Raw genomic sequence first — 21,730 nt, 5'->3', positions numbered from 1 at the left:
ACCCCGAATCCGATCGGATTTTATTTGTTCCGGTGGTCACAAAGGAGTGCAATGGTGGACTACGCAGAGATCGAGAAACTGTACGCGGGCCTCCGCGTCTCGGACGTGCGTGACGGTTTGGACTGGATCGGGCTGTTCAGCAAGGGCTCGGTGGATCAATCGATCCGGCCGCTCTTCCCCGGGGTGCGCATCGCCGGCCCCGCCCTGACCGTGCGCCTGGTCGCCTCGCACGAGCAAGCGCCGCCGATGACCGCGGACGAGTACACGGACTGGGCATACGCGCACTGGTACGGATCGCGGCACATCTCTCCGTACAAGGCGGAGATCTCGCGCGGCGACGTGGTCGTGATCGAGGCACCGGACCTCGGTGTCGGCCAGCTTGGATCCAACAACACCCTTGCGTTCCTCACGTTCGGGGCACAGGGCGTCGTCTCCAGCGGCGGAGTGCGCGACACCGACGAGTGCCGGCTGCAGGGCGTCCCGGTCTTCGCTCAGCACATCAGCCAGACGATGACGCAGGGCCGGATCGAGTACCTCGAGCACGGCGTTCCCGTCACGATCGGCGGACAGCGCGTGAACCCCGGCGACCTCGTGGTCGGTGATGGGGACGGAGTGATCATCGTTCCCGAGCAGCACCTCGAAGAGGTGGCGAAGTATGCGAGGCAGGAGGCGGACAACGACAAGCGCGGCCGCCGCAAGATGTACGAGCAGCTCGGCTGGGCGCTCGACGACACAGTGCAGATCGCCTGAGCGCCCGGCTCGGGTCGAAAAGGAAGCGAACACCATGAGAAACACGAAGACGTGGGCCGTGGGAGTGACGATGGTGGGTGCGCTCGCGCTCGGAGGTTGCGCCGGCGGTCAGGGCCAGGCGGCACCCGAGCCGACGGCGGATCTCGGCGCCGTCGAAGGCGAGATCCAGTACGCCTGGTGGGGCGGCACCGGTCGCAACGAGAAAACGCAGGCCGTCATCGACCTCTACACCGCTGCGAACCCGGAGGTGACCGTGAAGGGCACCACCTCCGAGTACAACGCCTACTGGGAGAACGCCAGCGTGCAGGCGGCGGGCGGCAACCTCGCCTGCATCCCGCAGATGCAGAACCGCGTCATGGCGGACTACGCCGACCGCGGCGCGCTGCGACCACTGGACGATCTGGTGGAGAGCGGGGTGATCGATGTGTCGGAGATCCCGGAGGGAGTGCTCGACAGCGGCCGGGGCAAGGACGGGAATCTGTACATGATCCCCTACGGCGCCGCCTTCGGCGCGCTCCTGGTGAACGAGACGCAGGTGGAGCAGTGGGGCGAATCCGTCCCCGAGGACGGGTACGACTGGGAGGAGCTGTCGGACTGGCTGTCAACGCTGGTCGACGCGTCGGGCACCCCCGCGATCGATCTCTTCGGCGGCAACGACGACCAGCTCGAGGCGTGGGTGCGCAGCCAGGGGGACAACCTCTACGGCGAGGACGGCGGCCTCGGATTCGGCAAGGACTCCCTCGTCGACTTCTGGAACTACAGTGAAGCGCTGCGCGAGGACGGCGTGACCATCAGCGCCGAGCGCGGCTCGGAACTGCTTGGCGTTCCTCTCGAGCAGCAGCCGTTCAGCCAGGGGCAGCAGCCGACGTTCTTCTGGCCCGCGAACGGTCTGTCCAGCGCCCAGGCGACGATCGAAGGGGTGACGCCGGGCACCGCGCTGACTGCCGTCGTCATGCCCAGCGGTGAGGCGGGACCGGGGAACGCCCTGTGGCTGTCGGGTCTGGCCATCTCGAAAGACTGCGACAACGTCGCCACGGCGGCGTCGTTCATCGACTTCTTCGTCAACGACGAGGAGGCCGCCCTCGTGTACGCCTCCGACAACGGAGCCAACACGAACACGGCGAATCTCGAAGCGCTGCTGGACAGCCCCGACATCCCCGACACGCGCAAGACCGAGTTGAGGCTGTACGCGTACCTCGCCGATGCCGACATCGCCCCGGTCGTCTACGGCAAGGGGTATCAGAGCGTGTTCCTGGACGCGCTGGCCCGTTACTACCAGCAGGTCTCCTTCGGTGAGCTCTCGGTCGAGGACGCCGCCGATGCGTTCATCGCGGAGGCGGAGGGCACGCTCGGCTGAAGTCGAGCACTGCCGGATCGAAGGCTCCGAGGCCTCTATAGAGGCCTCGGAGCCTTCTGGTCGTTCACCTGGACCCACGCGCCCTGCTGATCGGCGGACTGCTCCGCGGTCTCGATCAGGCGCACGACAGCGCGACCCTGGGCAGCCGTGGCGCGCAGCGGGGCGCCTGTGCGAACGGCTGCGAAGAGATCGTCGTACACCTGCTCCCCGAGAACGCCGGGGGCGGTCAGCCGGTCCACCTCGAAGGAGGCACCGCGGTGCGGGCGGACGAGGATGCGCGTGCCGTCGGTCGCCACCGCGGCGCCCTCGTCGCCCCACACCGCGAAACGCGGGACCGGTGGCCCCTGTCGCCGGAAGACCTCCACGCGACCCGAAAGCGCTCGGCCGAAGTCGATCTCGATACCGGCCCAGCTCTCGACGTCTTCACCGCCCTCGTGTGCGACGCGCGCAGAGACATACTGCGGCGGCGTCGCCGCCAACTGCAGGACGTGGTCGACGGGGTGGGGCCCGATGACGCGCATCACCCCGCCTCCATAGCGCCGGGACCGTGTCCACTCCAGCACGCTGTCGCCGGCATGCGGGCGGTCGGGCGTGGACGCGACGTACTGGTTCTGATGACCCCGCGATGCGACGACACGCCACGGCACCCCGATGTCGCCACGGTCCACGAGTTCCTTCAGGGCGACGAAGTCCTCTTCCCAGCGTCGCTGATGGTGGACTGCCAGAACGGCACCGGACGCCGTCGCGCGGCTGAGCAGATCGTCGGCCTCGGCCGTGGTGACCGTGAGCGGCTTCTCTACGAGGACGCTCACCCCGCGGTCGAGGAATGGGGCGGCGATGCCGTGGTGCAGGTGGTGCGGGGTGGCGATGACCACCAGCTCGATCCCCGGGTCTTCCAGGAGACCCTCCCAGCCCCGGTGCCAGGGCACGCCGAACGTCTCAGCCGGACCACCGGTCGCCGTGGCGACCGCCCGAAGTTCGAAGCGCGGGTCGTTCCGGATATGCGGCAGATGGTAGTGCCGCCCACTGTTGCCGAGGCCGACCAGGGCCACGGCGACGGTGCGCTGCGAGCCGTCAGCCATCTGCAGGGTGCCCGTACAGCACCTCCTCGAGGGTCACCGGTGCACCTCCGCGGGATGCCGACCGATACGCCGCCTCCATGATGCCCATCGTCCGCAGGTTGTTCCGCGCACTGTGAGCCGGCTCTCGCTGCTCCTGGATCGCTCGCGCGAACTCGACAGCGCTGGAGCCGTAGGACACGGCGGCGTGCTCGCCGTCGGCCGTCTCGGCGAAGTCGATGTGCTCCTCCTCACCGCCGAATGCGGCGATTCCTCGCGCGGTCCCCGACATCGGCAGCGATCGCTCGACGACAGCCGAGCCCGTGTCGGTGTCGATGCGGAACGTGTTCGACGGCAGCGCGCGGCTGGTCCAGGACGAGGTCACCGACCCGACGATGCCGTCGGCGAATTCGACCAGCAAGGAGCTGAACTGCTCTCCCGAGATGGCACTCCCTCGCCGGCGGCGTGTGAGCGCGCGTACGCTCGTCGGAACGCTCGGCGCCAGCCATTGCAGTCTGTCGATGAGATGGACGCTGAAGATCGCCATCTCCAGCTTCGCCTCCTCGGAGCGCCAGACGCCCGGAGCCTGCGGACGATTCTGGAAGGTGCGTGCCTCCAGGAAGTCGGTGCGACCTGTATCGGCTCGCTGCACTCGGGACGCAAGCCACGAGTATTCGGGGAACCAGCGAAAGTTCTGGCTGACCGCCATGACGACCCCCGCCGCCTCCGCAGCCTCGGTGAACCGCACCGCGTCCGGCCCCGACTGGGCGAACGGCTTCTCGACGAGGACATGGAGACCACGCTCGAGGGCCGGTGCGATCACCTCCCATCGGACGGAGGGCGGTGTCAGCAGCACCACCGCGTCTACGGTGCCGGAGGCCATCATCCCGTCGGCCGTTTCGAAGCGGTGAGGGATCCCGTGGCGATCGCAGAACTCGTCGAGGACCGCTCGGCGAGGGTCGCACGCGGCGACGATCTCGACATCGCCGGCAGCCACCCCCTGAGCGCCCGCGACGTGCTGGCCGGCGACCCAGCCGGTGCCCACGAGCCCGAGCCTGATCCTGGCCGCACTCATGCCTGGACCCCGTACCAGCGAAGCGCGGTACCGCCCAGGACATCGTCTCGTGCGGCTGGGGCGAGCGCCCCGAGCGAGGCCTGCGCACTCTGCCACGCGGCGGCGTGCGAGGCCCGGAGGAGGACCACGGGCCAGTTGCTGGCGACCATGCACCGCTGCGGGCCGAAGTGCTCCAGAGCCGCATCGACGTACGGCCGCAGCGCTTGCTCATCCCACTCCTCCCAGCGCTGGAGGACTGCCACGCCCACGGAGAGCTTGATCGCCACCTGCGGGGAGGCGGCCAGCCGGCGAAGGCGCTCGATCCAGGCATCCCGCGCTCCGTCGTCGTCGACAGGAGGGGACGCGAGGTGATCGACGACGATCCGCAGCCCGGGCAGCGCCTCGGACACGCGGCATACAGCGTCCACCTGCGCATCGGTGATCGGAACCACATCCCATACCAATGAGGCGGCCTCGGCTGAGCGCAGCGCCGCGAGTCCTCGGGCCTGCGATGCCCAGGCCATGGGATCGTCGCCGACCAGGCAGCGCAGGCCGACGAGCTTGTCACCGCCCGCCGTGGTGCGGTGCTCAGCGAGCGCGGCGACCTCGCACTCCGGGTCCGAACCGGGCAGGTCGGCGTAGCCCACCCATCCCAGGATGCGACTGCTGGACGCTGCATACGCGGCGAGGCGCTGGTTCTCGTCAGCGGCATCGACCGACTGCATCAGGATGCTGCCGTCGATGCCCGACTCGTCAAGCGCCCGTTCGAACTCGCCGAGCTCGAAGGCCCGCCGCAGCACCGCGTCGTCCGCGGGTCGCCAGGGCTGGCGGTGGATGGCATCGAGCGGCCAGAGATGGTGGTGGGAGTCGACTGTCGTCATCATCGTCCTTTGAAACGAGGGGAGCGTTTTTCGAGGAACGCCTCGACGCCCTCTGAGAAATCCGCGCTGCCATAGACCGCGCGGTAGACATCGTCATGCTCGAGAGCGCCGAGCTGCGCGTCGATGCGCCGCCACAGGAGTCGGAAAGAGCGGATCGTAAGCGGCGCGCAGGCGCGGATGGCGGTCAGGATCTCGTGCAGGCGGTCCTCGAGCGGCGCCTCCTCGAGGACCGCGGTGACGAATCCGGCGGCACGGGCCTCCTCGGCGTCGAACAGCCGCGCGGTGAAGAGCATCTCCGCGGTGTTCCGCCTGCCGAAGGTCGCTGCCAGCCGATGGATCGAGGTGGGCGAGAGGGTGTTGCCGATCGTGCGGGCGATCGGGGACCCGAAGCGGGAGCGGGGCGTGCACAGGACGAAGTCGCTGAGCGCGGCGAGGACGATCCCGCCGCCCACGCATGCACCGTCCACCACCGAGATGACCGGAACGTCGAGGTCGGTGAGGGCGCGCTGCACCTCGCGCATCCGCGCCTCGTACACGACGCCGTCCTCACCGGACGCGACATCCTCCAGCCAGCGGATGTCGGTGCCGCCCGCGAACGCGCCTCCCGCGCCACGCAGCACCACTGCCCGCATTCCGGGGTCGTCGGCGATGGCCTGCAGCTCGGATTCGAATCGCGCGTACATCTCGGCCGTGATGGCGTTGCGCCGTTCGGGGTGCGAGAGGGTGATTGTCGCGACGCCGTCATCGCGCGTCGCCGAGACTGAGCCGCTCACGACGCTTCCGCGCCGAAGATCTCATTCTGGTGCTCCCCCAGCAACGGCGGATGGCGCCGCGCGACCGCGGGAGTCCGGCTCATCTTCACCGGGAATCCGAGTGTCTGGACCGTGCCTTCGACCGGATGCGGGATCGTCTGCACCATCTCCCGGTACTGCGTGTGCGGGTCCCGCAGGACTTCGTCGTAGCCGAGAATCGGCCCGCAAGGCACACCGGCGGCGAGCAGACGGTCGACCCAGTAGCCGGTGTCGTGCTCCGCGAGGATCTGCTCGATGATCCCGGCCAGTTCCGGCTTGCGCTTCATCCGCTCGGAGTTCGTCGCGAACCTCTCGTCCGCCTCGAGCTCCGGCACGCCGAGGGCGGCGCAGAGGAATCCCCACAGTCGCTGGTTGTTGGCGCCGATCGTCATCCAGCCGTCCTGCGTGCGGAACGCCTGGTAGGGCGCCGACATCCGGTGGGACGACCCGGTGCGAGCGGGAACCTCTCCGCTGGCCCAGTACTCCGTCGCCTCCCAGACCGTCAGCCCCAGCGCCGCCTCGAACAGCGAAGTCTCGATCCGTTGCCCTTCCCCCGTCTGCAGCTTGTGCACATAGGCGGTGACGATGCCGTACGCGCAGAACAGGCCCGATCCGAGGTCGGCCACGGGGACGCCGGCCTTGGCGGGCGGTGCGTCCGGGTGCCCGGTTACGCCCATGACGCCCGACATGCCCTGTGCGATGAGGTCGTAGCCGGGACGGTCGGCGTAGGGTCCCGTCTGCCCGAAGCCCGAGATGCTGGCGTAGATGATCCCAGGGTTGAGCGCCTTGATGGACTCGTAGTCGATGCCCAGGCGCGTCGTCACGCCCGGGCGGTAGTTCTCGATCAGCACGTCCGCGTCGGCGACGAGCTCGAGGAACGAGGCGCGACCCGCGTCGCTGCGCAGGTCCAGCACGACCGAGCGCTTATTGCGATTGAGGGCGAAGAACGCCGGACCGTCATCGCCCTTCCCCGACCGCCCCCACGAGTGCCGCGTCTGGTCGCCGCCTCCGGGCGGTTCGACCTTGATCACATCAGCGCCGAAATCGGCGAGCAGCATCGTGCAGAAGGGCCCTGCCATGACCTGCGTGAGATCGACGACTTTCATTCCGTTGAGTGCGACCGGTTCCATGTTCTCTCTCTTGTAGGGATGCGGGCGGACGAGCCACCGAGGACGGAACCGGGTGGTCCCGTCCTCGGCCGTCGTCAGCCGATGGCGCCCTCGGCCTCGGCGGTGAACTGCTTCGCCGCCTCCTCGACCGTCAGCTCGCCGAAGGAGACCTGCTGGTAGTAGCGGGTCACCGCCTGCTGGAACAATGTGGCGTAGCCCTTGCCGTACACGGTGGGAGCGACGCCGGCGTCGGCCAGCGTCTCGTAGAGCGCCAACTCGGACTTCTTCGCCTCGGAGGTGGCCGAGTCGTCCATCAGCGCTTTCAGGTTCTCCGTCTGCGTGTTGGCGCCGTTGTCCGACGCGTAGACCAGAGCCGCGTCAGGGTCGTTCACGAAGAAGTCGATGAAGTCGGCAGCCGTGGCCACGTTGTCGCACTTCGCCGAGATCGCCAGACCCGAGAGCCAGAAGGCGCTGCCGTTGCCGGCCGATCCGCTCGGCAGCGGGAAGGCCTGCAGCTCGTGGCCGGGGGCTGCCTGGTCGATCGTCGCCTGCGCCGTGCCCAGGCCGTTGGCCGGCCAGAACACGGTCGCCTGCTTGCCCTGACTGAAGTCGTTCTGCTCGAGAGGGAGGCCGGTCGTCTCCGATGCCCGCTCAGCCGAGATGGACACGCCGCGCTCCTGCAGGCCGGCGGCGTAGTCCCAGAACTCGGCGACGTCGTCCTCGGTGAACCCGACCGCCCCGTCCTCGTAGAAGTCCGCTCCGTGGCTGCGCAGCCACGCCTCCAGGACGTCCTGCTGGTTGCCGACGATTCCCGTCGCCGGCGTCCCGGTCTTCTCGGTGATGTCCGAGAGCCACTCGTCGAGCCATTCCCAGTCGTAGCCCTCGGGAGGCAGCGGCAGCCCGAGTTCCTCGACATCCGTGACGTTCACCAGAAGCGAGCCGAAGGCGGCGCCGTAGGGGATCATGTACAGGTTGCCGTCGGCGGCGCGCGCGCTGTCCAGGACGCTCTCGGGGATGTTCGACACGTCGATAGTGCCGTCTTCGACGAGGTCGTCCAGCGGCAGGAGCGCACCGCGGTCCGCATAGTCCGCCATGAGTCGGTTCTGCATCTGCGGTACGCAGGGCAGGCTCCCGCCCGCCGCCTGGACGCTGGCGTTCTCGAAGTACGCCGCGAACTCCGACGTCGTGCCCTTGACCGTCGCTCCGGGGGTGGCTTCCTCGTATAGGTCGATGACGGCCTGCGTCTTGTCGTTGCGGGCCGGTCCGCCCCACCAGGCGTACTGGATCTCTCCGCCGACCTCGCCGAGCTCGCCGGTGTCTGCGGTCGGGGATTCGGCCCCACCGCCGCAGGCGGTGAGGGCGAGCGCTGCGACAGCGGCGACGGCGCCGATGCTCGCGAGACGATGCGGGAATTTCATGCTCTCTGCTTTCTCTTGGTGTGTCGGGTTTCGCGTCACTTCATGCCTGTCGTTGCGATGCCCTGAGTGAGCAGTCGCTGAGAGGCCAGGAAGAACGCGATGAGGGGGACGATGGACAGGGTCGCCATCGCGAAGAGGGCGCCGAGGGAGGATTCGCCGGTCGAATCGACGAACTGCACGAGGCCCTGGGGAACGGTGTAGCGCGACGTGTCCGACAGGTACAGCCGCGGGCCGAGGAAGTCGTTCCAGGTGGCGATGAAGGTGAACATCGCGGTCGTCGCGATGGCCGGCCCGAGCAGCGGCAGGATGATCCGCCGGAAGATCCCGAAATTGCCGCATCCGTCCAGCCGGGCCGCTTCGTCCAGGTCCCGGGGCAGCCCTCGGATGAATTGCACCGTCAAGAAGATGAAGAACGCGTCGGTCGCGAGGAACTTCGGCACGATGAGCGGCAGATACGTGTTCAGCCAGCCCAGCTCATTGAACAGGATGTACTGGGGAACAATGGTCACCTGGTATGGCAGAAGCAGGGTGACCATCAGGAGTGCGAACATGGTGCGCTTGAACGGGAAGTCCAGGCGGGCGAAGGCGTAGCCGGTGAGCGTCGCGGCGAACAGGTTCCCGAGCACAGCCAGTACGGCGATGATGAACGAGTTCATGAAGAACACGCCGAAGTTCAGCGTCGAGGATGCCGTGAAGCCGGCGATGTAGTTCTCCAGCGTGAACGTGCCGTTGAAGGGGACCAGATCGTTCCCGATCTCGGCGTTCGGGTGGAAGGACGCGTCGACCATCCAGACCACCGGATACAGCATGACCACCAGCACCGCGATGGTGACGGCGTGCCGGGCCCACCCCGCGAGCAACCGGTTCTTCGTCGGGCGCGTGGGGAAGAGCCGCACACGACGTCGATTGGCCGTCGTGATCGTATAGGTGTCGGTCATGAGTCCTCCCCATAGAAAACCCAATAGCGGGAGCTCCAGAAGATGCCGGCCGTCAGGAGGCCGAGCGCGATGAGCAGGGCCCACGCCATCGCCGACGCGTACCCCATCTGGAAGTCGACGAAGCCCTTCTGATACAGGTACACGGTGTAGAGCAGCAGCGAATCGGCGGGCTGGCCGGTTCCACCGCTGATGACGTAGGCCGGCGTGAAGGACTGGAGCGAATTGACGAGGGTGAGCAGGCCGTTGAAGAAGATCACGGGCGTCAGGTGTGGGAACGTGATCGACCAGAACTGCTGCCACCTGTTGGCGCCATCGATCTGCGCGGCCTCGTAGTACGACATCGGGATCTGACGCAGCCCGGCGAGGAAGATCACCATCGTGCTGCCGAACGTCCATACCGCCAGGGCGACCACGGTGTACAGGGCGGTGTTCGGGTTTCCGATCCAGCTCTGCCCGTCGATGCCGAACAGCCCGAGGAAGGCGTTGAAGATGCCGCCGGATCCGAAGACCTGAAGCCAGAGCACGGCGATGGCCACACTGCTGCCCAGCAGCGAAGGGATGTAGAACAGCGCCCGGTAGACGGAGAGGAACCGCATCCCCCGGTTGAGGAACAGCGCCAGCAGCAGCGAGAAGATCAGGATGCAGGGCACGCTGAGCGCCGTGTAGGTCACGGTCACCGCGACCGACTTCAGGTACCGCGGGTCGGACTCGAACATCCGGACGTAGTTGTCCATGCCCACCCACGCCGGCGAGCCGATGAGGTCGTAGCGGGTGAACGACAGGTACAGCGACGCGATCATCGGCCCGAGGGTGATGACCACCATGCCGATCATCCACGGCGAAAGGAAGCCGTACGCCGACAGGGCGTTTCGTCGGCGGTTGCGACGCATGACGCGGCGACGCTCGGGGTCGGGCGACAGTGTGTCGCCGCCGAACGTGTTCTGCGGCAGCTGATCGGTCAGCACAGCCTGGGTCATCACTCCCCCTCGGTCTGTCGGGCGTGCGACTCGACGCCTTCGGCCAGGATCTGCGAGAGGAGAGCGGCCATCGGAGCACTGGTGCCGGCATGGCGCGACGCCGCAACCATGTCGAACAGGTCCTTGCTCCACGGCCGGAATCGCACCTCCACGCCCGCGTCGTCGTAAGCGCGCGCAAGCTTGTCGAAGAAGCCCCAGTTGCGCGCCACCCAGGTGTCGCCCGTGGACGTCTCCAGCGTGTCCAGGACCAGGGAGGTGTCGACGTCGTAGGCGTCGGTGAGGCGCAGACCCTCGTACAGCGCCTGCAGCGAAGCCAGCATCGACAGCTGATTCGCGAGCTTCACCGCCGCCCCGGCGCCGGGGCGCCCGCAGCGAACGACCGTGCCGAGAGCGTCGAGCACCTCTTGAGCTGCGGCGCTCGGCTCGCCGCCGACCATGATGGTCAGCGATCCCTCTCGGGCCCGTGCGGCGCCGCCGCTGACGGGGGCGTCCAGTATCTGGACTCCCCCGTCGGCGGCGGTCGCCAGCCGGTCGACAGTATCGGGCAGAACGGTGCTGTGGATGAGCACGGATCCGGAGGAGAGTATGCCGAGAAGATCCTGCTCGAACAGGATCGACTCGACCACGGAGTCGTCCGGTACCGCGAGGCACACGACCTCGCAGTCGCCGAAATCATCTACGCCGGCCCCGGCCCTCCCGCCGGCATCGCGCAGACGGGCGAGTTTCTCCTCCGTCAGGTCCCACCCGACCACGTCGAACCCGTGGTCGACGAGGGCGAGCGCCATCGGCATGCCGATATCGCCCAGCCCGATGAATCCGACTTGCATGGCTTCTCCTTCGAATCCGCGCACACGCCAGCGTGCGCGTCAGTCGACCTGAACGGTCTCGTCGAGCGCCCAGCCGAGCTGCTCGTACATCTTGCGGCGGCCGCGCTTGTCGTTGACGGCCTCCTGACGGGCGTACTTGGCGACCTCCTCGATGTGCGCCTCGGGCACGATGATCACGCCGTCGCCGTCGCCGACGACCAGGTCCCGGGGGTTCACGCGCTGGCCGCCGATGGTGATCGGCGTGTTGTGCTCGAGGTACTCGATGCGGCCCTGCGTCATGGACTGTCCGATGAACTGCGTGAAGATGGGCACGCCCTGCAGACGGCACTCGTCGGTGTCGCGCACGCCACCGGAGCTGACGACGCCCTGGGCGCCGTTGAGGAAGAAGTTCAGCGTGTTCCACGAGCCGAGCTGGCCCACGCCGAGGTACGGCGCCTCGATGACGATGACATCACCCTTGACGATGTCGCTCACGTACGGCTCGATGTGCTTCACCTTGTACCAGTGGTTGCGAGCCCACTCGGTGTACTCGTCCGGCGAGATCGGCGGCGCCTGGTCGTGCGACGCCACGAGCCGGACCGTAAGAGCCGGGCCGCACAGGCGTGCGCCGTCGAAGAGCGGACGGATGTCGCGAGACACGCTGCCCTTGCTGAAAAGCCCGATCCAGTCCATGCCGTCGCGGACGTCCGAGACGCGCAGCCCGTCGAACAGTTTTTCGATTTCCGAGTAGTCCATGCGGCTACTGCCTTCCTTTCGTGGTGGTCTTTCGCGCGGCCTTCACCAGTTGGTCGCGACGTACTTGGTCTCGAGGTACTCGTGCAGGCCCTCCGTCGAACCCTCCCGACCCAGACCGCTCTGCTTCACCCCTCCGAACGGCGCGGCGGGGTCGGACACGAGGCCACGGTTCAGCGCGATCATCCCGGCCTGCAGACGAGCCGACAGGGCGAGCCCGCGGCGGAGGTCTTCGGTGTAGAGGTAGGCGACGAGCCCATGGATCGTGTCGTTCGCCGTCTCGATGACGGCCTCCTCGTCTGTGAAGCGCACGATGGGCGCGACCGGACCGAACACCTCCTCGTGGAGGATCCGGGCATCGGCCGGCACATCGACCAGGACGGTGGGCGGATAGAAGTATCCGGGACCCGCGGGGGCGGTTCCGCCCAGGAGGATGCGTGCACCGCGGTGCACGGCATCGTCCACCAGTTCCTGCACCTTGCGGCGGCTCTTGTCGTTCACCAGCGGGCCGACCTCGACGCCGGCGTCGGCGGCGTCGCCCATGCGCAACGCGCCCATCCGCGCCACCATCGCCTCGGCGAAGCGGTCGTGGACGCTCTCGTGGACGTAGAGGCGGTTGGCCGCAGTGCACGCCTGCCCGCCGTTGCGCATCTTCGCCAGCATCGCACCCTCTACCGCCGCGTCCAGATCCGCATCCGCGAGCACGAGGAACGGCGCATTCCCTCCGAGCTCCATGGCGGTGCGCAGTACGCGGCGGGACGCCCGCTCCAGAAGGTGCCGGCCGACCTCGGTGGATCCGGTGAACGAGAGCAGACGCACGTCCTCGTGTTCGAGGAGGCGGTCCACGAGCGGTCCGGCCGACGAGGTCGGGAGCACGGTGAGCACGCCGTCCGGCACGCCCGCCTCGGCGAGGATGTCGGCGATGGCCAGAGCGGTCAGCGGCGTCTCCGCGGCCGGCTTGAGGATCGCAGTGCATCCGACGGCCAGCGCCGGGCCGATCTTGCGCGTCGCCATGGCGGCCGGGAAGTTCCACGGCGTGACGAGGACGCAGATGCCGACGGGCTCGTGCGAGACGAGGACCTTGCTGGTGCCGGGCGGGTTGTCGAACTGCTCACCACGCACCCGGACGGCCTCCTCCGCGTACCAGCGGAAGTACTCCGCCGCGTAGGCGACTTCGGCGCGCGCGTCCGCCCGTGCCTTTCCGTTCTCCCGCGAGATGAGTGCCGCCAGGTCCTCCTGGCGCTGCATCATCAGGCCGAAGGCGCGCAGCAGGATGTCGCTGCGCTCGCGGGCGGGGCGTGCCCCCCATCCCGGAGCCGCGGCGCGTGCGCGGGCGACGGCGGCGTCCGCGTCGGCCGGCCCGGCATCGGCGACCTCGGTGATGACCGACCCGTCCGCGGGGTTGATGACGGCGAAACGCGCCGAGACGTCGGAGGCGGGGTCGGTCGTGAGCGAAGCGGTCAGGGAAGTCATCGGGTTCCTCCGATCGGAGCCAGCAGCGTCGTGAGTGAGCCGTCGTAGGCGGCTTCCAGGATCCGCAGAGCGGATTCGGCAGTGAGGGGCACCGGGTTGTTGTCGGCCAGGCGCTTCGCCTTCAGCCCTTCCTCCGCCGCCCACGCGAGCCGCTCGCGCGGGAAGTCGAGGTCGGCGAGCGAGGTGGGGATGTCCAGGTCGCTCATCAGCTCCTGCACCAGACGAGGAGCCTGCAGCGCCAGGTCGGCTTCGTCGGCCGGGGCGGCGCCGAGGGCCAGCGCGATGTGCGCGAGCTCCGCCTGGCGCGCCGGCGCGTTCACGGCCATGACGTAGGGCAGCAGCAGACCCACGCCCACACCGTGCGGGGTGTGAGTGACCGCCCCGACGGGGTACTGGAGCGCGTGGGCGCCGGCTGTCCCCGCGGTCCCGAACGCGAGTCCGGCGAGCAGGGAGCCGTAGAGGGTGAGCGAACGCGCTTCCAGGTCGTCGGGCGCGCGATAGGCGCGGACCAGCCCTGCCGCGATGCGACGGACCGCCTCGAGGCCGAGCAGGTCGGTCAGGGCGGTCGACCCCATGAAGACCCTCGCCGATGCCGTCGCCTCCGGGTCGCCCTTGGCCGCCGTGTAGGACTCGATGGCGTGGCAGAGCGCGTCCGCGCCCGACGCCGCGGTGACACCGGGCGGACAGCTCAGCGTGAGCTCCGGATCGAGCACGGCCACCGCGGGGATCAGATGAGGGCTGGACACGCCCACTTTGGACTCCCGCACCGGGTCGGTGATGACGGCCACGGGCGTGACCTCGGAGCCGGTGCCGGCGGTGGTGGGTGCGGCGATGATCGGCGGCACCGGACCGGGAACGTTGCCCTCCCCGTAGTAGTCCGACACCTCGCCGCCGTGCGCGGCCAGCACCGCCGCCATCTTCGCGGTGTCGATGCTGCTGCCGCCACCGACGGCGACGAAGACGTCCGCGCCGAAAGCGGCAGCGGCCCGAGCGGCGGTTGCGATCGCGGACACCGGCAGCTCGGGGACGACCTGATCGAACACTTCCGAGGCGACACCTGCCGCTGCCAGGCCCTCCCGCAGATCCCGGACCACCGGCGCAGCGGACAGGAACGGATCGACCACGATGAACGCCCGAGTACCGCGCTGCGCGACCAAGGCTGGTATGCGGTGCCGTTGCCCACGCCCGAAGACGATCTGCCCAGGCGATCGCAACACTGCGTACATTCGCTGATCCTCCGTTGGAAGCGTATCCGATACGATCTTGCCCGATTCACGCTAACTGCGGCCCCTCGGGCTGTCAACCACAGTCCGGGGTTTCGAAACTCCAGTGCTTGTCGCGCGCCGATCGCGCGGTCCGAACTCCCTGTAATGACGCAGGTGGCGCGGATCAGCGATGAGGAGTGGAAAGCGATGCCGAAGTGCGGCAGACTGGGGCAGAGGGCTAATACGATCCGATATGATCAAGCCTCAAAGAGGAGGACGATGTCCACGGATTCGCACGCGGAGACAAGCGTGGAGAAGAGTGACGCAGCGCGCGTGCGGGACGGGTCAGGGCGGACGCCGCTGGGCACCGAGATCTATGGTGCGATTCTGTCACGAATCCTCACGTCGGATCTGGGCCCCGGGGATCGCCTGACGATCGACACCCTTGCCCGCGACTTCGGCGTGTCCCAGACCCCGATCCGAGAGGCACTGCATCGGCTGGATGCGGAGGGCATCGTCGTCCGCAACCATCTGGCCGGCTATCGCGTCGCGCCCAAGATCGGCCGCGAGCAGTTCGAGGACATGGTCGAGATCCGACTTCTCCTGGAGCCCGCGGCAGCCCGCCGCGCCGCCGAGCGCATGACGCCGGAGGCGGTCGCGGAACTCATCAGGCTCGAAGCGGCCATGCAGTCGCTGCACGCGCAGCGTGGGTCGGACATCGCCTCGTACGCCCGCTTCTCGGAGATCGACGCGCAGCTGCACGACGGCATCGCCGCTGGAAGCCAGAACGGGTACATCCGCGACTCCCTGGCGAGGCTGCACCCGCACGTTCACCTCTTCCGGCTGCGCAGCACCTCCGCCATCACAGCGGAAGCCCTCGACGAGCACCGTCGGATCCTCGACGCCATTTCGGCACGGGACCCCGATGCCGCGGCCTACGCGATGCGCCGGCACATCGAGAAGTCGGCCGCCCGCTTCGGCGCGGGCTTCGAGAAGTGAAGTAGACATGGGCGGTCAACGGCGATCTTTTCGCCGCGCCGTCGAGACTGCCTCGACAGGGAGTGGAGCCGACGTTCGCCGTCACGCCGACGGTCTATCGAGACCGGTCGCCGCCGCCCGAGCAGTGGTCGGCGCACGCCCCTCAGTCGAAAGAGACACCCGCTGCCAGGAGTGAGCGCAGTCCTGTAGCCATCAGCTGGGCGCACAGACCGGCGCGGATGCCGCAGCTCACGCTCGTGGCACGTCGAAGGCGGAATGCGCAACCGTGACATGGATCATCGTGCCCGTGCGGGGAGCGGCTCCGCTTGAGCGGAGGCCGAGGTCAGTCGAAGATCCCGACCGACTCCGACAGACGGGTCACCTCGTCAGTGGTGAGCGCGAGGTCGGCGGCCTTGGCCGAGTCGGTGATGGATGCCGCGCGCCGCGCACCGGGGATGGGGATGACGTGCGGGTCCAGCGCGAGCTCCCACGCGAGCACGGCCTGCTGCGGGCTGACGCCGTGCGCCTCGCCGACCTCGCGGAAGACCGAGAACCGGTCGCCGACGCTGCTGGCGCCCCCGCCCGTGCCGCCGAGCGGGCTCCACGGCAGGAAAGCGATGTCGTGGTCGGCGCAGAACCGCAGTTCGTCGATGCTTCCCGGATGCTTCGGCGAGAACTCGTTCTGCACGCTGGCGAGGTTGCCCTCGCCGAGAACGTCGAGGGCGATCTGGATCTCCTCGACGCTCGCGTTCGAGATGCCGATCGCGCGGACGAGGCCGTCATCCTGCAGCGACTTCAAGCCCCTCATGACGTCGGCGTACACCCGGGTGCGGTCTGGACGGTGGTACTGGTACAGCTCGATGTGGTCGACTCCGAAGATCTCGACGGATCGCTCGACGGCGGAGCGCAGATACGCGTGCGACCCGTCGCGTCCCTTGGAGCCGTCCTCGCCGAGGGTGATGCCGCCCTTCGTCGCGACGAAGATGCTCGACGCGTCCCCGTCCCACCTGCGGAGCGCCTCGGCGACGATCCGTTCGTTGTGGCCCATCTCCTCGCCGTCCGGGGCGTAGATGTCGGCGGTGTCGATAAGGGTGACGCCGGCGTCCAGCGCCGCGTGCACGGTGGCCACGGCATCCTCGAACGAGGGGTACTTCTTATCGTTGTTCATCGACAGCGGCATGGCGCCGAGGCCGATCGCCGAGACCTGTCGTCCAGCCAGAGTGCGCTGCTTCATTGCTTATCTCCTTCTCGAGTGTTCATGACCTGCCAGGTGAGATCACGGGCGGGTCACCCTGCCCGACGTTCGAGCAGGTCGTTCTCGGCGACGGCGTGGAGCGACAGCACCTTGTAGCCCTCGCTCTCGAAGAAGACCTTGATGCGGTCGTCTTCCGCCGACACGACGGTGCCATCGCCCCATTCGACATGTCGCACGCGATCGTCGACGCCGAAACCTCTCTCGACTGCACGCGAGTCATCAGCGGCCGCTGTGGCAGCACCGTGGTCGCATGTGTCGCAGTTGCCGCACGGCTCGCCGAGCTGCTGACCGAAGTATCCGAGCAGCACCTGGCGCCGGCAGCGGCGCGTCTCGGCGTACTCGCGCAGCATGTCGATGCGCGACTCGTCGATCCGCTGCCGATCCTCGACGCGTCCGATCGCAGCGGCGACAGCGTCGGCCCTGTCGGCGTTCCGCCGCAGACGCGCTCCCGACCGCCCGATGACCACAGATCCGGTGTCGACGAAGAGAGTGAGCAGCGCGGCCACCCGTCGAGGAGAGAGCCCCGATGCCTCCGCCAACGCCGCGCGCCGCACATGGCCGTCGCGCAGGGCGTTGAAGAGGGCACCCATCTCCGAGGGATCAGAATGCCGCGCCGCGAAGTACCTGCGCAGCCCGAGATCCTCGGGGCGATAGTGCAACGTCGCCTGCGCAGACTCGCCGTCCCGGCCGGCCCGTCCGAGCTCCTGGTAGTAGCCGTCGATCGAGTCCGGGGTATCGGCGTGCACCACGAAGCGCACGTTGGCTTTGTCGATACCCATGCCGAAGGCCGCAGTCGCCACGACGACATCGACCTCGTCGGCGGCGAACGCCTCGTGGACCCGCCGGCGGTGCGAGGCGGAGAGGGCGCCGTGATAGGCGGCCGTTCGGAGGCCTCGCTCGGCCAGTTCGCCCGCGTACTCCTCAGTCGCCCGCCGGGTCGCGACATACAGCAGGCCCGGACGCGGAAGCGTCGAGACCTCCTCGAGCACGGCGGCGCGCTTGTCGCGGTCCTCGGTGTGGCGGCGCACATCGAGTCGGATCTCGGGGCGGTCGACGTCGCCGAGGAACACCGCAGGCTCGCGCAGATGCAGACGCTCGATGATCTCTTCGCCGACGGGCGTCGACGCTGTCGCCGTCAGGGCCACGATGGGCGGGCGACCGAGTCGCTCAGCAACGGCGCCGATGCCGAGGTAGTCCGGACGGAAGTCGTGACCCCACGACGCGATGCAGTGCGCTTCGTCGACGACCAGCATCGACACTTCGAGGCGGGCGAGCTCGTCCCGCACGTCTTCCTTCGCGAGCTGCTCGGGCGCGAGCAGGACGATCGCGGCCTCACCCTCACGCAGCCGCCGCCACGCGTCCGCCCTGAGGCGCGCGCCACGCAGCGAGTTGAGCGCGACGGCCCGCGGAGCGTGCGGGGTGTCGCTCAGACCGGCGAGCTGGTCCTCCTGCAAGGCGATCAGCGGCGAGACCACCACCGTGATCCCCTCCCGCAGAGCGGCGGCGACCTGGTACACGGCTGACTTGCCCCATCCCGTCGCTCGCACCACGAGCACATCCCGGCCCCTCACGGCCGCCTCGATGGCGTCGAGCTGGTCGTCGTGCAATCGCTCGAGTCCGAACGATTCCCGGGCCACCCGCCGGATCTCGTCTCGAGAGACGCCGGCTGCCTCGGATTCCGCTTCCCGGACGGATGCCGCGGCACCCGTCATGATTCGCGGGTCTCCGACTCCCCTGCCGTCGCCGCGTCATCGGTGCCGTCCGTGCTGCCGCTCTCGTCATCCGCCTCGAGCTGGCCGTCGGTGAGCTCGTCGGTGAAATCCCCGCCGGCGAGCGCGTCGTTCTCGTCGCCGCGCTCGCGACGGCCGTCTGCATCGGTGTTCATGCCACCAGACTGCCGTCGCGGACGAGGGTCGCGAGCGGGCTTGACAGAGTGCGGGGCAGTGCTACGCGGCCCCACTCCCCATCGTCAGCCCGCAGCGTCCGCTTTCATCTCGGGGCATGTCCCGCCCGGCGAGGTCGCGAGCTCGAAGTGCCACCGCTCGTTCGCGTAGATCTGGCACAGGCCGTACCGGGCCCCGTGCTCGATCAGCCACAGCTGAGCGTCGAGAGGAACGATGTCGACCGCGTCCCCGGTCACGTGGCTGGAGGCCTCGGGCGTGGCGACGAACCGCCGAGCGATCTCCTCGCTGGCGTAGTGCTCGACGGCATCGTCGAACAGCCAGCGCTGATAGCTCTCGCTCCGCCAGCCGCTCGTGATCTGGAATCCGGGAGCGCCGGCGGCGACCGCCTCCGTCTCGGCGCGACGCAGGGCGTCGAGCAATGCCGGCTCCAGCTGGGCGATCGCCGGCACATCGGCATCGGCGAGGGTGACGACGGTGCCCTCGGCGATGTGACCCTCTTTCGCGGTCGGCAGGAACGGCGCGCCGATGCCGGGCATGTGCAGTTGTACGAGCACGGTCGCGAACCCTGCCAGCAGCGCAGCCACACACAGCCCCAGGCCGACGAATGTGAGCTGGCGGATGCGTGAGGGCGGACGGACGAACACGGTGGGCTCGAGAACGGATTGCTGCATGACACCCAGTCCAGGGGCGCCCGCGTTGCCACGGCGTACGCGCAATCGCATATGTCCGCGATATGCCCTGCGACCTAGGCTGGGCGCATGCGCGTGCTGATCGTCGAGGACGAGCTCTACCTCGCCGAGGCGATCCGCGACGGGCTGCGCCTCGAGGCGATCGCCGCGGACATCGCAGGTGACGGCGATTCGGCGCTCGAACAGCTCGCCGTCAACGCATACGACGTCGTCGTGCTCGATCGCGACATCCCCGGGCCGAACGGCGACGACATCGCCCGGCAGCTCGCCGGCAGGATCGAGAGCCCGCGCATCCTGATGCTGACCGCGGCAGACCGCCTCGATGACAAGGCGTCCGGCTTCGAGAGCGGGGCCGACGACTACCTCACCAAGCCGTTCGCCCTCCGGGAGCTGGTGCTGCGGCTGCGCGCTCTCGGTCGGCGGCCCGCGACCGGCACTCCGCCGGTCATCGATGTCGCCGGTGTGCGACTGGATCGGTTCCGGCGGGAGGTCTATCGCGAGGGCCGCTACATCGCGCTCACACGCAAGCAGTTCGCGGTGCTGGATGTGCTCATGGCGGCGAGCGGCGGCGTGGTCAGCGCCGAAGACCTGCTCGAACGCGCTTGGGACGAGAACGCCGACCCGTTCACCAATGCGGTCCGGATCACGATCTCGACGCTGCGCAAGCGGCTCGGCGAGCCGTGGGTCATCGAGACGGTGCCGGGCGTCGGCTACCGGATCAGCACGTGACCGACCGCACCGGCGAGCGCCCGCCGGGGATCTCCGTCCGCGTCAAGCTCGCCCTGAGCTACGCCGGGTTCCTCGTCGTCGCGGGCATCGCGCTGTTCGTCGTGGGGTTCCTTCTCCTGCGCTTCGTGCCGACCGGGGCGATCTTCGTCGCCGACGGCGGCTGGGCCCCGAACCGCAGCGACCTCATCGAGGTCTTCGTCCGCTACGCGTCCTGGGCGATGGCGGCGCTGGTCATCTTCGGTCTCGTGGGCGGCTGGCTGCTCGCGGGGCTCGTGCTGCGCCCGTTGGGCCGGATCACGGATGCCGCGGCGCACGCCCGTGACGGCCACTTCGGCCATCGGGTCGCACTGCCGGGGCCACGCACGGAGCTGACCGATCTGGCCGACGCCCTCGACGCGATGCTCGACCGCGTCGAGCACACGATCGATGAGGAGCGTCGCTTCGCCGCGAACGCCTCGCATGAGCTGCGCACGCCGCACGCGATCATCCGCACGATGGTAGAGGTGGCGCAGGCAGACGCCGAGGGTCGCGACGTCGATGTCGTGCTGCAGCGCATCGCCACGACGAACGACCGGGCGATCGCGACGACCGAAGCCCTCCTCGCGCTGTCGCGGGCCGGACGCGACGGCGGCGCCGTCGAGAAGAGGCGGGTGGATCTGACGGCGATCGTCGCGGAGGCGATCGCCGCAGAGCGAGCGGATGCCTCGGCACGCGGCATCCGTTTCGACACCTCGTTCGCTCCCGCCGTCGTCAGCGGCGACCCGACCCTGCTCGCTCAGCTCGCCGCGAACCTCATGCGCAACGCGGTCGTCCACAACAGCTCTCGCTCGCCCGGGGATGGCGGCTGGGTGAGGGTCGCCGTGTGGAACTCGTCGCCGGTCGAGCTGATCGTCGAGAACAGCGGCCCGGTGATCGACCCTCCGGCCGTGGCGACCCTCACCGAGCCGTTCGTGCGTGGTGAGGGTCGAACCCGTGGCGCCGGCGACGGCGCGGGGCTCGGCCTCGCGATCGTCGCGTCGATCGTGCGCGTGCACGGCGGGACGCTGACGGTGAACGGCATGCCCGAGGGCGGGTTTCACGTGCGCGTCGCCCTTCCGCGCTGACGTCTGCGCCGCATGACGGCGGCGATCTGCCGCGGCGCCGCGACGACCGCCACGCCGATCACGGCGCCGACGGTGTTCCACAGCACGTCGGCGGCATCGGGAACCCGCCCGGGGATCGACGCCTGCGCGAACTCGACCGTGGCCGACAGCGCGAGACCGGAGAGGCTCGCGACCCACCACAGGCGCCGTGTCAGGAGCAGAGCGACGGTGGCGCCGAGCGGCACGAACAACAGCGTGTTGAGCACCCGCTCGGTGAGCCCGCCCGGGATCCACAGCACGAGGGGCTCGGCGAGGGTCACCATCGACTGGATGAAGACGCGGCGGGCGGGCGCGGCGATCGAGGGCGGTGCGAGGGTGAGCCCCGCTACGACGGCGAGGACGACGGTCGCTGCGAAGACACGGATGCCGCTGCGACGCGTCGTGGTGATGTCGGTCATGCCGGCCTTTCCGCCGGAACTCGGGTGGACCGGCAGCACCAGTCCACGCGACGCGATGTTGCGGG

General features: G+C 68.8%; 22 protein-coding genes. 5 read left to right on the top strand and 17 right to left on the bottom strand.

What is annotated here, in order from left to right; all coding sequences use genetic code 11:
* The first annotated feature begins 51 nt into the window (after positions 1 to 51).
* The gene (locus tag WYM_RS00685) at positions 52 to 750 is read left to right on the top strand and encodes an RraA family protein (RefSeq protein WP_019178896.1); all 699 of its coding nucleotides are present in this window, start codon (positions 52 to 54) and stop codon (positions 748 to 750) included.
* Positions 751 to 784: 34 nt separating this feature from the next.
* The gene (locus WYM_RS00680; protein WP_019178895.1) at positions 785 to 2,107 is read left to right on the top strand and encodes an extracellular solute-binding protein; all 1,323 of its coding nucleotides are present in this window, start codon (positions 785 to 787) and stop codon (positions 2,105 to 2,107) included.
* 35 nt (positions 2,108 to 2,142) lie between these two features.
* Here the strand turns inward: WYM_RS00680 and WYM_RS00675 are convergent, their stop codons facing one another.
* From WYM_RS00675 to WYM_RS18875, 12 genes are all read right to left on the bottom strand, one after another.
* The gene (locus tag WYM_RS00675; RefSeq protein WP_019178894.1) at positions 2,143 to 3,189 is read right to left on the bottom strand and encodes a Gfo/Idh/MocA family protein; all 1,047 of its coding nucleotides are present in this window, start codon (positions 3,187 to 3,189) and stop codon (positions 2,143 to 2,145) included.
* Positions 3,182 to 4,240, bottom strand: coding sequence for a Gfo/Idh/MocA family protein (locus WYM_RS00670; RefSeq protein WP_157524744.1), 1,059 nt, complete (start codon positions 4,238 to 4,240; stop codon positions 3,182 to 3,184). The genes WYM_RS00675 and WYM_RS00670 overlap by 8 nt, the downstream gene beginning before the upstream one ends.
* Positions 4,237 to 5,100: an amidohydrolase family protein gene (locus WYM_RS20920; protein WP_019178892.1), complete on the bottom strand. Its 864-nt coding sequence runs from the start codon at positions 5,098 to 5,100 to the stop codon at positions 4,237 to 4,239. The genes WYM_RS00670 and WYM_RS20920 overlap by 4 nt, the downstream gene beginning before the upstream one ends.
* On the bottom strand, positions 5,100 to 5,873 hold the full coding sequence (locus tag WYM_RS00660; protein WP_019178891.1) for an enoyl-CoA hydratase-related protein: 774 nt from the start codon (positions 5,871 to 5,873) through the stop codon (positions 5,100 to 5,102). Before WYM_RS00660 ends, WYM_RS20920 begins: the two co-directional genes overlap by 1 nt.
* Positions 5,870 to 7,021, bottom strand: coding sequence for a CaiB/BaiF CoA transferase family protein (locus tag WYM_RS00655; protein WP_026059434.1), 1,152 nt, complete (start codon positions 7,019 to 7,021; stop codon positions 5,870 to 5,872). Before WYM_RS00655 ends, WYM_RS00660 begins: the two co-directional genes overlap by 4 nt.
* A gap of 74 nt (positions 7,022 to 7,095) precedes the next feature.
* Positions 7,096 to 8,418, bottom strand: a complete 1,323-nt coding sequence (locus tag WYM_RS00650) for an extracellular solute-binding protein (RefSeq protein WP_019178889.1) — start codon at positions 8,416 to 8,418, stop codon at positions 7,096 to 7,098.
* A 35-nt stretch (positions 8,419 to 8,453) separates the two neighbouring features.
* Positions 8,454 to 9,356: a carbohydrate ABC transporter permease gene (locus WYM_RS00645; RefSeq protein WP_019178888.1), complete on the bottom strand. Its 903-nt coding sequence runs from the start codon at positions 9,354 to 9,356 to the stop codon at positions 8,454 to 8,456.
* A complete protein-coding gene (locus tag WYM_RS00640) occupies positions 9,353 to 10,333 on the bottom strand; it encodes a carbohydrate ABC transporter permease (protein WP_019178887.1) in 981 nt (326 codons plus the stop codon). Before WYM_RS00640 ends, WYM_RS00645 begins: the two co-directional genes overlap by 4 nt.
* On the bottom strand, positions 10,333 to 11,160 hold the full coding sequence (locus tag WYM_RS00635) for an NAD(P)-dependent oxidoreductase (RefSeq protein WP_019178886.1): 828 nt from the start codon (positions 11,158 to 11,160) through the stop codon (positions 10,333 to 10,335). The genes WYM_RS00640 and WYM_RS00635 overlap by 1 nt, the downstream gene beginning before the upstream one ends.
* A gap of 39 nt (positions 11,161 to 11,199) precedes the next feature.
* Positions 11,200 to 11,895, bottom strand: a complete 696-nt coding sequence (locus tag WYM_RS00630; RefSeq protein WP_019178885.1) for an RraA family protein — start codon at positions 11,893 to 11,895, stop codon at positions 11,200 to 11,202.
* Between the two features lie 42 nt (positions 11,896 to 11,937).
* Positions 11,938 to 13,365 (bottom strand): NAD-dependent succinate-semialdehyde dehydrogenase, encoded by a 1,428-nt coding sequence (locus WYM_RS00625; RefSeq protein WP_019178884.1) that lies wholly within the window; start codon positions 13,363 to 13,365, stop codon positions 11,938 to 11,940.
* The gene (locus WYM_RS18875; protein WP_423793889.1) at positions 13,362 to 14,627 is read right to left on the bottom strand and encodes an iron-containing alcohol dehydrogenase; all 1,266 of its coding nucleotides are present in this window, start codon (positions 14,625 to 14,627) and stop codon (positions 13,362 to 13,364) included. The genes WYM_RS00625 and WYM_RS18875 overlap by 4 nt, the downstream gene beginning before the upstream one ends.
* Positions 14,628 to 14,879: 252 nt before the next feature.
* On the opposite strand from WYM_RS18875, the gene WYM_RS00615 reads away from it, so the two are divergent.
* Positions 14,880 to 15,569, top strand: coding sequence for a GntR family transcriptional regulator (locus WYM_RS00615; protein WP_192813691.1), 690 nt, complete (start codon positions 14,880 to 14,882; stop codon positions 15,567 to 15,569).
* A gap of 322 nt (positions 15,570 to 15,891) precedes the next feature.
* Here the strand turns inward: WYM_RS00615 and WYM_RS00610 are convergent, their stop codons facing one another.
* From WYM_RS00610 to WYM_RS18870, 4 genes are all read right to left on the bottom strand, one after another.
* Positions 15,892 to 16,782 (bottom strand): aldo/keto reductase, encoded by an 891-nt coding sequence (locus WYM_RS00610; RefSeq protein ID WP_019178881.1) that lies wholly within the window; start codon positions 16,780 to 16,782, stop codon positions 15,892 to 15,894.
* A 53-nt stretch (positions 16,783 to 16,835) separates the two neighbouring features.
* Positions 16,836 to 18,515, bottom strand: coding sequence for a RecQ family ATP-dependent DNA helicase (locus WYM_RS00605; protein WP_019178880.1), 1,680 nt, complete (start codon positions 18,513 to 18,515; stop codon positions 16,836 to 16,838).
* Complete coding sequence (locus WYM_RS21620; RefSeq protein ID WP_019178879.1) at positions 18,512 to 18,688, bottom strand: hypothetical protein; 177 nt, start codon at positions 18,686 to 18,688, stop codon at positions 18,512 to 18,514. Before WYM_RS21620 ends, WYM_RS00605 begins: the two co-directional genes overlap by 4 nt.
* An 84-nt stretch (positions 18,689 to 18,772) precedes the next feature.
* Positions 18,773 to 19,378: a M15 family metallopeptidase gene (locus WYM_RS18870; protein ID WP_019178878.1), complete on the bottom strand. Its 606-nt coding sequence runs from the start codon at positions 19,376 to 19,378 to the stop codon at positions 18,773 to 18,775.
* 87 nt (positions 19,379 to 19,465) lie between these two features.
* Between WYM_RS18870 and WYM_RS00590 the strand changes: the two genes are divergently transcribed.
* Complete coding sequence (locus WYM_RS00590) at positions 19,466 to 20,125, top strand: response regulator transcription factor (protein ID WP_019178877.1); 660 nt, start codon at positions 19,466 to 19,468, stop codon at positions 20,123 to 20,125.
* The gene (locus WYM_RS00585; RefSeq protein WP_019178876.1) at positions 20,122 to 21,228 is read left to right on the top strand and encodes a sensor histidine kinase; all 1,107 of its coding nucleotides are present in this window, start codon (positions 20,122 to 20,124) and stop codon (positions 21,226 to 21,228) included. Before WYM_RS00590 ends, WYM_RS00585 begins: the two co-directional genes overlap by 4 nt.
* On the opposite strand, the gene WYM_RS18865 is transcribed toward WYM_RS00585, so the two are convergent.
* Positions 21,201 to 21,665: a VanZ family protein gene (locus tag WYM_RS18865; RefSeq protein ID WP_019178875.1), complete on the bottom strand. Its 465-nt coding sequence runs from the start codon at positions 21,663 to 21,665 to the stop codon at positions 21,201 to 21,203. The genes WYM_RS00585 and WYM_RS18865 overlap by 28 nt on opposite strands.
* Between the last annotated feature and the right edge of the window lie 65 nt (positions 21,666 to 21,730).

The sequence above is a fragment of the Microbacterium yannicii PS01 genome, assembly GCF_000304335.1.
In the GTDB taxonomy this organism is placed as follows: domain Bacteria; phylum Actinomycetota; class Actinomycetes; order Actinomycetales; family Microbacteriaceae; genus Microbacterium; species Microbacterium yannicii_A.
This window is presented reverse-complemented; position numbering and strand designations above follow the sequence as displayed.